At 63.8% G+C, this 12,160-nt stretch carries 13 protein-coding genes; all 13 read right to left on the bottom strand.

Annotation, left to right across the window (positions count from 1 at the left end; translation table 11 throughout):
* The coding region (locus C9424_RS11210) for a bifunctional lysylphosphatidylglycerol flippase/synthetase MprF (RefSeq protein ID WP_237563407.1) at positions 1 to 2,327 on the bottom strand (2,327 nt) is incomplete at its 3' end.
* Positions 2,328 to 2,332: 5 nt separating this feature from the next.
* Positions 2,333 to 2,764, bottom strand: coding sequence for a DUF2550 domain-containing protein (locus tag C9424_RS11205; RefSeq protein ID WP_091253406.1), 432 nt, complete (start codon positions 2,762 to 2,764; stop codon positions 2,333 to 2,335).
* Positions 2,765 to 2,774: 10 nt separating this feature from the next.
* A complete protein-coding gene (locus C9424_RS11200) occupies positions 2,775 to 3,059 on the bottom strand; it encodes a F0F1 ATP synthase subunit epsilon (protein WP_091253404.1) in 285 nt (94 codons plus the stop codon).
* A 1-nt stretch (position 3,060) separates the two neighbouring features.
* Positions 3,061 to 4,515 carry a F0F1 ATP synthase subunit beta gene (gene atpD, locus C9424_RS11195; protein ID WP_091253402.1) on the bottom strand — a complete coding sequence of 485 codons (1,455 nt, stop codon included), beginning with the start codon at positions 4,513 to 4,515 and terminating at the stop codon, positions 3,061 to 3,063.
* Between the two features lie 81 nt (positions 4,516 to 4,596).
* Positions 4,597 to 5,490, bottom strand: coding sequence for a F0F1 ATP synthase subunit gamma (locus C9424_RS11190; protein ID WP_091253400.1), 894 nt, complete (start codon positions 5,488 to 5,490; stop codon positions 4,597 to 4,599).
* A gap of 76 nt (positions 5,491 to 5,566) precedes the next feature.
* A complete protein-coding gene (gene atpA / locus C9424_RS11185; protein WP_091253590.1) occupies positions 5,567 to 7,204 on the bottom strand; it encodes a F0F1 ATP synthase subunit alpha in 1,638 nt (545 codons plus the stop codon).
* 87 nt (positions 7,205 to 7,291) lie between these two features.
* Positions 7,292 to 8,116: a F0F1 ATP synthase subunit delta gene (locus C9424_RS11180; protein WP_116766912.1), complete on the bottom strand. Its 825-nt coding sequence runs from the start codon at positions 8,114 to 8,116 to the stop codon at positions 7,292 to 7,294.
* Positions 8,116 to 8,667, bottom strand: coding sequence for a F0F1 ATP synthase subunit B (locus C9424_RS11175; protein WP_116766911.1), 552 nt, complete (start codon positions 8,665 to 8,667; stop codon positions 8,116 to 8,118). Before C9424_RS11175 ends, C9424_RS11180 begins: the two co-directional genes overlap by 1 nt.
* Positions 8,668 to 8,716: 49 nt before the next feature.
* Positions 8,717 to 8,935 (bottom strand): ATP synthase F0 subunit C, encoded by a 219-nt coding sequence (atpE, locus tag C9424_RS11170; protein WP_003804776.1) that lies wholly within the window; start codon positions 8,933 to 8,935, stop codon positions 8,717 to 8,719.
* 122 nt (positions 8,936 to 9,057) lie between these two features.
* Positions 9,058 to 9,858 carry a F0F1 ATP synthase subunit A gene (gene atpB, locus C9424_RS11165; RefSeq protein WP_116766910.1) on the bottom strand — a complete coding sequence of 267 codons (801 nt, stop codon included), beginning with the start codon at positions 9,856 to 9,858 and terminating at the stop codon, positions 9,058 to 9,060.
* 91 nt (positions 9,859 to 9,949) lie between these two features.
* Positions 9,950 to 10,300, bottom strand: coding sequence for a hypothetical protein (locus C9424_RS11160; RefSeq protein WP_116766909.1), 351 nt, complete (start codon positions 10,298 to 10,300; stop codon positions 9,950 to 9,952).
* Positions 10,293 to 10,778 carry a hypothetical protein gene (locus tag C9424_RS11155; RefSeq protein ID WP_116766908.1) on the bottom strand — a complete coding sequence of 162 codons (486 nt, stop codon included), beginning with the start codon at positions 10,776 to 10,778 and terminating at the stop codon, positions 10,293 to 10,295. Before C9424_RS11155 ends, C9424_RS11160 begins: the two co-directional genes overlap by 8 nt.
* A gap of 117 nt (positions 10,779 to 10,895) precedes the next feature.
* Positions 10,896 to 12,020: an MraY family glycosyltransferase gene (locus tag C9424_RS11150; protein WP_116766907.1), complete on the bottom strand. Its 1,125-nt coding sequence runs from the start codon at positions 12,018 to 12,020 to the stop codon at positions 10,896 to 10,898.
* Between the last annotated feature and the right edge of the window lie 140 nt (positions 12,021 to 12,160).

Raw genomic sequence — 12,160 nt, 5'->3', positions numbered from 1 at the left:
GGGCCACCGCCCAAGGCACCCCCGCCGTCGTCGCCTTCGCGCTCCCCCGCATCGTCTCCGGAGCGGTCCTTGGCCAGCGGTGAGCCGGACAGGGAGATGACCTCCACGGTGCGCTTGAGCTCCTGGACGGCGGAGGCGATGAGGAACTCCATGACGCCGGGGAAAGCGTCACCGCGCCGGCGCATGAAGTCCAGGGTCCAGCTCACGATCCGCCCGTCCTCGAACACCGGCAGCCAGCTGGTGACGCCGTGCACCCGTCCCGCGGCGTCCACGGCCAGGCAGCAGAGCACCTCGTCGTCGTCGAGCTCGTCCATGCTGCCGAGCGTGAAACCCATTTCGGGGACGTGCTTTTGAGCCGCCCATTCTTCGGAGACCTCGCTGAGCTGGGCGCGCAGCGGGGTCGGAAACCCGTTGTAGCGGCCCCAGACGGCCCGGACGCCGGTCTTCGCGGCACGGTTCAGGGCTGTGCGGACGTTTTGCCATTGCTTGCCCTTGAACTCGAGTTCGCGCACCGCAAGCCTGGTTTCCTGGGCCACGGCCACCCTGCGGAAGCCCCGCGCACTCAGCATCGGCCAGAGTCCGTCGGTGCAGGAGTAGAAGCACGGGATCAGGGCGTTCTCGGCGCAGTAACGCATGAAGCCGGCCGCGGTCTCCTGATGGAGCGCCGCGGGTCCGAACGGTCCGGCCAGCGTCAGGGCAACGTTGCCGTGCTGCTGATAGGCGATCCCGCCGCGACGGTCCGGCGTGAACCAGTATTTGTTCGGTTCCCAGAGCGCCATCCAGGACAGCGAGTCGCCGCCCTGGCGGATGAGCTCACGGGCCGTGTCCCGGTCCCAGGAACCGACGTCGGTACTGTTCATCCCGGTACCGTGAAGCCGCCGCCGCAGGACCAGCCAGACCGCGGCCAGGGCGACGCCCCAGAAGATGATGCCGGCATAGGCAAACAAGAAGGCCTCGACGGCATTGCGGTTCTGGAACAGCCGGCTGTAGGCGCCGGGAATGGGCAGCGGCAGGTACTGCCGGGCCAGTTCCGCCACCAGGCCCAGCGGTCCGCCGTCGCGGTCCATCCCGCCGGCCACCAGCCACGCCCCCGTGTAGGCGCCGGTGAGCGCCAGCCACGTGCCGCCGACCACAAGGGCCAGGGTCCGCCGCGCCTGCGGAGCCGTCTCCACCCTGAATTGCCGCCGGTTGAACCAGAGCAGCACCACGACCAGCAGCGGAACGGCCACGAGCGGGAGGACGTGGACGAAGCCTGAGCCCATCACGGCCGGGCGGGGCCGGTTGGGATAGTGCGGAATGCGGGCGAACAGGGCGAGGTACACGGCGGCCAGGGCCGTCACCCCCAGCTGGACAATGATGGCGATCCGCAGGGCAAGCCGGCGGCCCTGCCGCATGCCGTCCGCGCAGATCAGCAGGAGGACCACCGGGACAACCGCCAGCGCGAGCCCGAGCGGACCGGCGAAACCGGCACGGCCGGCCTCCAGGCAGTTGACGTCAACGGTACCGCCGCAGTTTTCCTCCAGCTGGCTCAGCGTGGGCAAAGGGTTCCGCACGACGTCGCGCAACAAGGCAAGGGGCCCGGTGGGACTGCTGACAACGGCAGTAAGGATCGGTCCCACCGCGAAGATGGTCACCGTGAGGGCCAGCAGGTTCCGCGTTTCCCGTCCCGTTGATCGGTGGCGGTGCAGGGTGCCCCGGTCGCCCTGGATCCACCAGCCCGCGGCCAGGCCGGCGAGTGCCCCGCAGAGCCCCACCACAGTCTCCGCATGGCCCACGTAAAGCACCAGTAGTAGGGAGACGGACACGACGGCGGTCCGCAGGCGTCGTTGCCATAGCGTCGGCAGAAGCGCGCTGGCCGCCAGGACGACGGCAAGGACGGCCGCGTAGGGGCCGATCAGCCGGGCGCTGACCATGAGGCCCAGCCAGCCGTCGCCGAGGTACCGGGCAAGCTGCGTGATCAGCAGGAACAGGGTCACAGCCGCGAACTGGCCCACGAAGAAGAACACGGCCGTCCGGAGCGTGCCCAGATGCCGCTCGGCGAGGCCCAGCAGCAGCAGGATCATGAGCGACGCAGCGAGGTAGGCCAGCAGATTGGTGGCGAAGAACAGGGAGGTGAACAGCGACCACCAGTGCCCTGCTTTCAGGCCCGGGGCGCTGACGGAAGCAATGGGCAGCAACGCGTGCGGCGGCCCGGACAGGAAACTGCCCGTGAACGCCCCGATGGCAAGGAAGGCCGTGAGGACTGTCAGAGTGAACGGTACAGCCCGGAAATGCGCCAGCGTCCGGCGCACGCCCTGCTTCCAGACGCCCAGCCATGATGCGTCCACAGGCGCTAGCGCCAGGTGCCGACGCCGATGACCGGTCCGGCCTCAAGCCAGGAAGACAATCCCGTGTAGGCGTCGAACCGCATCGCAAGAAGGACCTCCTGGCCTTCGTAGCGAAGCTCCACGATCACGGCGTCAGGCTGGACCTTGAGGAGCTCTGATTCGGTGGGCTTGCGCCGGCCCAGCAGCTCCAGGGAGCTGCGCCGGAAGGTGTGCTTGGGACGGACACTCAGTGAGACCAGCCGGAACCACTCGAGCTCGTTGTCCTGATAACGACAAACCCCCATCTGCCAGCTTTTTCCAGCCGTGCAGATGGAGGCGTCCACCGTGCCGAGGGCACGCCGCAGATTGAAGCGGCGCACCCCCGAAAGACACAGTGCAAAGACCAGCAACGCAAACGCAGTTGCCAGGACGATGAACGGCAAACCAATATCGTTCATCAAGGTCGTGCTAGCGGATCCCCGCAGTAGCCGCTTCGCCCATTTGGGCGTTGTCAGCAACAATGACCACCCTGTTGTTGTCGACGGAGAAGAACCCGCCGTCAACAACTACAGAGATGCGGTCACCGGACACCGGCTCGATTGCCAGCTCACCTTCGGCCAGAATCGCCAGCAGGGGCGAGTGGCCGGGCAGGATTCCGATTTCACCATCGCTGGTGCGGGCCTTGACCATCTTGGCCGCTCCGGACCACACGAAGTGGTCCGCTGCGACAATCTCAACCTCAAGCTCAGCCATATTACTTGGTCTGTTCCTGGATCTTGGCCCACTGGCGCTCGACGTCGTCCAGGCCGCCGACGTTGAAGAACGCCTGCTCTGCTACGTGGTCGAGGTCGCCGTCGCAGATTGCGGTGAAGCCTTCAACGGTGTCCTTGATGGACACGGTGGAGCCTTCGACGCCGGTGAACTGCTTGGCGGTGTAGGTGTTCTGTGAGAGGAACTGCTGGATGCGGCGTGCACGCGAGACAACAATCTTGTCTTCTTCAGAGAGTTCGTCAACGCCGAGGATGGCGATGATGTCCTGAAGTTCCTTGTTCTTCTGAAGGATCTGCTTGACGCGGACGGCCGTGTTGTAGTGGTCGTGGCCGATGTACTGCGGATCCAGGATGCGGGAGGTCGACGTCAGCGGGTCAACGGCCGGGTACAGACCACGGGAGGCGATTTCACGGGAAAGTTCCGTGGTCGCGTCGAGGTGTGCGAAGGTCGTGGCCGGAGCCGGGTCGGTGTAGTCATCTGCGGGAACGTAGATGGCCTGCATCGAGGTGATGGAGTGGCCCTTGGTGGACGTGATGCGCTCCTGGAGGAGACCCATCTCGTCAGCCAGGTTGGGCTGGTAGCCCACGGCCGAGGGCATGCGGCCGAGGAGGGTGGAGACCTCGGAACCTGCCTGGGTGAAGCGGAAGATGTTGTCGATGAAGAGCAGCACGTCCTGGTTCTGCACATCGCGGAAGTACTCCGCCATGGTCAGGGCGGACAGTGCCACGCGCAGACGCGTTCCCGGCGGCTCGTCCATCTGGCCGAATACAAGGGCGGTGTCCTTGAGGACGCCTGCCTCTTCCATTTCGACCCAGAGGTCGTTACCTTCACGGGTACGCTCGCCGACACCGGCGAACACCGAGGTGCCACCGAAGTTGCGGGCAACACGGGTGATCATTTCCTGGATCAGCACGGTCTTGCCGACGCCGGCGCCACCGAACAGACCGATCTTGCCACCCTTGATGTACGGGGTGAGGAGGTCGATCACCTTGATGCCGGTTTCCAGCATCTCCGTGGAGCCTTCCAGGGTCGCGAAGGCGGGAGCCTTGCGGTGGATCGGCCAACGTTCGGTGATCTGGAGTTCGGACTCGGCAACGTCGAGGGGCTGGCCCAGCACGTTGAAGATGTGTCCCTTGACGCCGTCGCCCACGGGCACGGAGATCGGGGCACCGGTGTCCACCACGCTGGTACCGCGGACAAGTCCGTCGGTGGCCTGGAGGGAGATGGCACGGATGAGGTTGTCGCCCAGGTGCAGGGCAACCTCAAAGGTGATGGTCTTGGTCTCACCGTTGAGAGTGATCTCGGTGGTGAGTGCGTGGTAAATCGAGGGGATTGCGTCAGCCGGGAATTCGACGTCGACAACCGGGCCAATAACACGTGCAATACGGCCGGTAGCACCGGACGTTGCGGCTACGTGTTCGGTAGCAGTGGCAGTCATCTCTCTCACTTCACTCAGTAGATGGCGTGGGGTTAAGTTTATCTTTTGGTGCAGGTACAGCTGGATCCGGACCCGGGCTGGCTAGGACGCGTTCAACGCGTCGGCACCGGCCACGATTTCGGAAAGCTCCTGCGTAATTTCAGCCTGGCGGGCAGTGTTGCGCAGACGCGTGTACTTCTTGATGAGGTCCGTCGCATTGTCGCCGGCAGACTTCATCGCCCGCTGGCGGGCTGCGAGCTCGGAAGCTGCTGCCTGCAACATGGCGGCGAAGATACGTGATTCGATGTAGCGCGGCAGCAGGGCATCGAGAACCTGCTCCGTTTCCGGCTCGAACTCGTAGAGGGGCAGCAGGTCCGATTCGGACGCGGCCGTCTCTTCGACAACTTCGAGCGGCAGCAGACGGACGACCGTCGGCTCCTGGGTCACCATCGACTTGAAGCGGGTGTAGACGACGTGGATTTCGTCGACGCCGCCCTCTTCGTAGGCGGCGGCGAAGTCAGCCAGCAGTGCTTCGCTGACTTCCCGAGCGGTCGCGAACTCCGGTGCATCCGTGTTGCCGGTCCATACGCGGTGGTACGGACGGTTCCGGAAGTCGAAGTACGCCTGCCCCTTGCGGCCGACCAGGAATGTCTTGACTTCCTTGCCTTCCTCGTGGAGCAGCTCGTTGAGGCCTTCGGCCTGCTTGAGGACGCTCGCCGAGTATGATCCTGCGAGGCCACGGTCCGAGGTAATAACCAGGACGGCGGCCCGGCGGATCTGCGCCGGCTCGGTGACCAGCGGGTGGTCAATTTCGCTCTGGCTTGCGACAGCAGAAACGGCACGCGTGATCGCGTTTGCGTAAGGCAGTGAAGCTGCTACGCGTGCGCGGGCCTTGCCGATGCGCGAGGTAGCGATCAGTTCCATCGCCTTGAAGATCTTGCGCATCGACGTCGTCGAGCTGATCTTCTGGCGGTAGACCCGGATCTGGGCTCCCATACTTATCCTTTCCTAAGATCCCGATGGCCGGGACTGCCGGAACCCGTGCGGGTCCCGGCAGTCCCTGCCAGCGAAACTAGCGCTTCTGCTTGACGATTTTTTCCTGGTCGACCTGATCCTCGCCGATGGGGGCGTGCTCCTCGTGCCCCGCACCGACCAGGAGGTTGTCTCCCTCGCCGAAGAAGCCCTTCTTGAAGTCCACGATCGCGGTCTTCAGTGCTTCTGCGGTGTCATCGTCCATGACGTTGGTCTGAGCCAGGGTCGTCAGGATGGAGGACTTGTGCTTGAGGTGCTCCAGGAACTCGGTCTCGAAGCGGTTGATGTCTTCAACCGGAACGTCGTCGAGGTAGCCGTTGGTGCCGGCCCAGATGGAGACGACCTGGTTCTCGACCGGGAACGGCGAGTACTGGCCCTGCTTGAGCAGTTCCATCAGGCGTGCACCGCGGGTCAGCTGCTGGCGCGATGCTGCGTCGAGGTCCGAGGCAAACATGGCGAAGGCCTGCATGTCGCGGTACTGGGCCAGTTCCAGCTTCAAGGTACCGGAGACCTTCTTCATGGACTTGACCTGGGCGGCGCCACCGACGCGGGAGACGGACACACCGACGTCGACAGCGGGGCGCTGGTTGGCGTTGAAGAGGTCCGACTGCAGGAAGATCTGGCCATCGGTGATGGAGATTACGTTGGTCGGGATGTAGGCGGAAACGTCGTTCGCCTTGGTCTCGATCAGCGGCAGGCCGGTCATCGAGCCTGCACCGAGCTCGTCGGAGAGCTTGGCACAACGCTCCAGCAGACGGGAGTGCAAGTAGAAGACGTCGCCCGGGTAGGCTTCGCGTCCCGGCGGGCGGCGCAGCAGCAGTGACACTGCACGGTAGGCCTCGGCCTGCTTGGACAGGTCATCGAACACGATGAGGACGTGCTTGCCGCCGTACATCCAGTGCTGGCCGATTGCCGAGCCGGCGTACGGTGCCAGGTACTTGAAGCCTGCGGGGTCGGACGCGGGGGAAGCCACGATCGTGGTGTATTCCAGGGCGCCGTTGTCCTCAAGGGTCTGACGGACGGCCGCGATCGTGGACGCCTTCTGACCGATGGCGACGTAGATGCAGCGGACCTGCTTGGTGACATCGCCGGAAGCCCAGTTGGCCTTCTGGTTGATGATCGTGTCGATCGCGATTGCCGACTTGCCGGTCTGGCGGTCACCGATGATGAGCTGACGCTGGCCGCGGCCAATCGGGATCATCGCGTCGATGGCCTTCAGGCCGGTCTGCATCGGCTCGTGAACCGACTTACGCTGGGTCACGCCGGGCGCCTGGAGTTCCAGGGCACGGGTGGTCTCGGCCTTGATCTCGCCGAGGTCATCGATGGGCTGGCCCAGCGGGTCAACCACGCGGCCGAGGAAGGCGTCGCCGACCGGCACAGACAGAACCTGTCCGGTGCGGTGCACTTCCTGGCCTTCTTCGATTCCGGTGAAGTCACCGAGGACGATGACGCCGATCTCGCGGACGTCGAGGTTCTGGGCCAGGCCCAGGGTGCCGTCTTCGAAGCGAAGCAGCTCGTTCGCCATGACCGAGGGAAGGCCCTCAACACGGGCGATGCCGTCACCTGCGGTTGTTACACGGCCGACCTCTACGCGCTCTGCGTTTCCGGGTTCGTAGGACGCCGCGAACTCGTTCAACGCAATACGGACGTCGTCGGCGTTGATGGTCAATTCGGCCATCTGCAGTCCCTGCTCTCCTGTTTTCGTGATCATCGTTGCTCACGATGACCGGGGTTTCTTGTCGTTAGGTTGTGCTTGTCCGGCTAGCTAAGCAAGCTGACGCTGGAGTTCACCCAATCGGCCGAGGACGGAAGCGTCAACCACTTCATCCCCCACCTGGATCCGGATCCCGCCGATGAGTGCCGGGTCAACGTTCATGTTGATCTTGAGCTCGCGCCCGTAGAGGGCGTTCAGCCCCACCTGCAGGCGACTGGTCTGGGTCTCCGTCAGCGGACGGGTGACGCTGACCGTTGCAATCCAGCGCTGCTGGCGCTTGGCGGCAAGCTCGGCGAAGCGGCCAACGAGCCTGGTGACCTTGAGACCACGCGGAGCCGTGACGGCCTGTCCGATCAGGACCTTCGCTTCCTTGCTCGCACCAGGTACGAGCTTCTCGGCGAGGGACACCTTGGCGGCCGGGCTGGCCTGCGGCTCGGACAGAGCGCGCTGGACCTCGTGGCTGGACTCGACGGATTGGTTGAAGGCGAACAGATCGTTCTCCAGCGATTCCAGTCCGGTGAGTCCGGAGGCAGAGACTGCCGACTTGTTCTCGGCAACAGCGATGACCACCGAAGCGGCAAGAGTCTCGAGTGCATCGCCGATATCCCGTGCCGATGCCCAGCGGGAGCTGGCCAGTCCGCCCGCGATCTCAACAGCGTCGGCGGAAACTTTCCCGCCGAAGAGCTGCTTGACCAGCGCCGACTTTTCGTCACCGCTGCGGGACGGGTCAGTCAGGGCGCGGCGCAAGCCAGCCGAGCTGTCCACCGTGCCCAGGATGCCGAAGAGTTCCTCTGCCAACTGCAGCGACGCGGAGGGAAGCTTGGCTTCCAGGGCCGCCAGCGCAGCGGCCAGCGATTCGCTCGATACACCTGCCATTACTTAGCTACACCCGCGTTCTGGTTCTCCAGATCTGCCAGGAAGCGGTCCACCACTCGGGCCGACCGTGCGTCGTCGCTCAGGGCCTCGCCGACGATGCGGCTCGCCAGCGTCGTGGCCAGCGTGCCGACCTCCGCGCGGAGGGACACAACGGCCGCCTGGCGCTCGGATTCGATCTGCGTGTGAGCCTGTGCGGTGATGCGGGCAGACTCGGCTGCCGCCTTCTCCTTCAGCTCGGCCAGGATCTGGGCACCCTCGGCGCGTGCTTCCTCACGGATGCGGTTGGCTTCGGTGCGGGCATCCGTGAGCTGCTGCTTGTACTCTTCGAGTGCTGCGGAGGCCTCGGCCTGGGCCTTTTCGGCCTTGGCGATGCCACCCTCGATGGCCTCGGCCCGCTCTGCAAAGGTCTTCTCGAACATCGGGACAACGTACTTGACCACGATGTACATGAGGACAGCAAAGCCGGCGAAGACGACAAGCATCTCCCAAGGATTGGGAACGAGGGGGTTCGTACCGCCTTCGGTGGCGGCTGAGATGATCGCTTGATGCATATTTCACCCGTCCTTATCTACTCGGTTCTGGATGTTCGGTTTGTTCTGTTTACTTGAGAACGAACGCGAAGACCAGGCCAAGGATGGCGAGGGCTTCAGTCAGCGCGAGGCCGAGGAACGCGATCGGCTGCAGGACGCGCTGGGCTTCCGGCTGACGTGCCACACCGTTGATGTAGGCGGCGAACACGAGACCCACACCGATACCACCGCCGATGGCGGAGAGGCCGTAGCCGATGAGGTTGAGGGAGCCGTTGATGGAGCCTTCCATTTTTCTTCCTTTCAAGATGCCACCCATGTGGCAGGTTGTTTGGGTTGCTTCATCCCCGTGAGGGGAAGTCTTTTTGTGCCGCTGGCGCTGCGCCTTTCGGCGTTTGCCCTGCGGCGCTGTGCCTAGTGGCTGTCGGCGTGCAGCGCGCCTTCGATGTAGATCGCGGTCAGCAGCGTGAAGACGTAGGCCTGCAGCACCATGATCAGCGCTTCGAGCATGTACATGGCGATGGCACCGCCAAGGACGAGTACGGACGCGCCCTTGAGGAGGACATTTTCCTGCATTACCAGGAACTCAATGCCCGCACCGGAGATCATCATGATCAAGTGGCCGGCCAGCATGGTGGCGAACAGACGGAGGCTGTGCGTGACCGGGCGGACCAGGAAGTTGGAGATGATCTCGATCGGGACGACGATCGGGAGGATGTACCACGGGACGCCGGACGGAACCGTGGCCAGCTTGAAGTACTTCAGGCCGCTCTTCTTGATGCCGACGGCGATCCAGGTGATGTACACGATCGCTGCCAGCACGTAGGCGCCGCCGACGTGCGAGAAGGTCGGAAGCTGGATCACGGGGATTGCGCCGTAGATGTTGTTGACGAGGATGAAGAAGAACAAGCTGAACAGCAGCGGGACATACTTCATGAAGTCCCTGCCGCCGATGATGTCCTTGGCGATGCCGTTGCGGACGAAGCTGTAGGCGGCCTCGCCTGCGAACTGCAGCTTGCCGGGAACGAGCTGCTGCTTCCGCGCAGCGATCACAAAGAATGTAGCGATAATGACAACCGACAGGATTACCAGCAGCATCTGCTTGGAAAATCCTTCGGCAGCACCCCACGGGATGATAGCCGGCAGGTGAAGTTCTTCAATTCCAGGAGGCGTGAAGGTTCCAGAATCTTGGGCCGGGAGCGCAAGCGCGATCAACGCGTTTCCTCTCTGCAGTGTCCATCATTGGGCGTTGGGCGGGGACCGGCGACATTGCTGCCCGCCTCTCCCCCTGTGAAATTATTTGGCATTACTGTTCCTCGTCCTGGGACGGGCCACGTGCAGCATTGCCGTCATCAGCTGAAGTTCTGTTACTGGTGAGGCCGTGCATATGAGAAAGATAGAACCCTCCCGCAGCTCCAAGCAGAGCGCCTGCGAGCACAATCCAGCGGGTTCCCCACAGATTATCCAGTCCCCACCCTATCAAACTCCAGACGATGATTCCGCCAACAATGTAGCTAAAGACGGCGATTCCGGCGTTGTATCCGCCGTCGCTGCCGTCCGTGGATACACCGGGGGCACCGGCCGTGGTTTTGGGTGTTTTGGCGACCTTATGAGAGGGTCCGGCAAGCGGCTTGCGGCCGGTTTTGCGGCTAAACATCGGTGCCGCCTTTTCGGGGTTCGGGATCGTTGTAAATCTGGAGCCTGGCCCTGCTGAAACCGTAGATCTCGGCCGCCTGCCAGAACACCACGGTCACGACGGCGCCGATCAGGAACCAGCGGCCGTGCAGCCAGGCCGGAGCTCCGATGACGAAGAGGACCACGGCAAAGCCGACGACCTTGACGAAATACGTCGCGACGAACAGTCCGATCGCTCCGGAGGGGTTGTTGCGGCCGACGAAGTGGCCTACCGCGAGGCTGATGGCGAAGAACGCCATCACCAGGGCTCCCCCGAAGAGGGAGGACCAGAATCCCACGGCGCCGTTGAAGAAGAAGGCGGTGACGCCGGTCAGCAGCAGGGCGGCGGCGGACGCAGCCGAACTCATGGCCAGCAGTCTCAGCCACAGGGATTTTGTGGGGCCGGAGACACCAACGGGTCCGTTGCCGGAAGCGGGTTCCGGTTCGGCGTTGGAGGTCATCAGATCCCAATCGTCGCGTGCGTAGTACAGGTCTTGGTGGGCGGCGAAGCACCGCCACTGAATTCTACATTAGATAGAAATTATTCTGAAAATTTCCTGTGAGCCAAGCGTCACAGTCTATTCCGGCGTGCCGGCGATCTGCCCCGGCCCCCGCTGCCGCAAGTACGGCCAGGCGGTCACCACGGCCAGGACGGCGGCGGCGGCCAGATCGACGGCGAGCACTATGTGCCACGGGAAGATCGCGAACGCGAGGCCGCCGAACGCCAGGATGCAGGTCCACAGGTACATCAGCACCACGGCGCTGCGGTGGGAGTAGCCGATGTCGAGAAGTTTGTGGTGCAGGTGCCCTCGGTCCGCCGACCACGGCGAGCGGCCCAGCGCGGTCCGCCGCACGACGGCCAGGCACAGGTCCAGGAGCGGCAGGAACAGCACGGCGAACGGCAGGAGGATCGGGATGATCGTGGGAATGCCGTTGGCCCGGTCGTAGAGCCCGGAGCTGATCTGACCGGTGGACACGACGCCTGCCGATGCCATGAGCAGGCCGATCAGCATGGCCCCGGAATCACCCATGAAGATCTTCGAGGGAAACCAGTTATGCGGCAGGAAGCCGACGCAGCTGCCCACCACAATGGCCGTCAGGAGGGTGGCCAGGTCCGAGCGGTCCAGCAGGACGGCCGTCCGGTGGACCCAGTAGGCCGTCAGGAAGAAGGCCGCTCCCCCGATGATCGCCACTCCCGCGGCGAGGCCGTCCAGTCCGTCGATGAAGTTGAACGCGTTCATGGTGGTCACTATCAGCCCGGCCGTCAGGACGATGCTCACGGCCTCGTTCTGAATCACGAACGGTTCCGGGATGAACGGGATGATCGTCATGCGGACTCCCCAGATGGCCACGACCAGCGCCGCGGCGCTTTGGCCGATCAGTTTGACCCACCATCGCAGATCCAGCAGATCATCCGCGACGCCGACCAGCACGATCACGGTGGCCCCGGCGAGGATCCCCCAGGGCGCCGTGTTGTTGCGGAAAATGTCCTTGACGAAGAACGATGTGCTCGCCGTGACCAGGGCCACCAGGACTCCTGCGAAGATGCCCAGGCCGCCGAGCCTGGAAATCGGCCTGGAGTGCATGTCGCGGCTGCGGATCGGTGAATACAGTTCCAGTTTGTTGCCCACAAGCCGGGCACCCCATGTGGCCGCGTAGCTCACGATCGCTGCCGTCAGCATCATGAGCAGATACATGATCACGGGAAGACCACCAGTCCTGAGCCATCGGCACAATCACAGGAGAAGGCATGACACGGCGGCATGCTCCGCAGCACCGGAGGCACCGGTGAGCTGCAGATATGGGGTGGATTCAATTGCCGTGGAACTGTCGTTCGAAAAAT

Origin of the sequence: Arthrobacter sp. H-02-3 (assembly GCF_003097355.1) — a bacterium.
Classification (GTDB): domain Bacteria; phylum Actinomycetota; class Actinomycetes; order Actinomycetales; family Micrococcaceae; genus Arthrobacter; species Arthrobacter humicola.
Note: the sequence above shows the minus strand (reverse complement) of the source record. Positions and strands in the feature narration are given on the sequence as shown.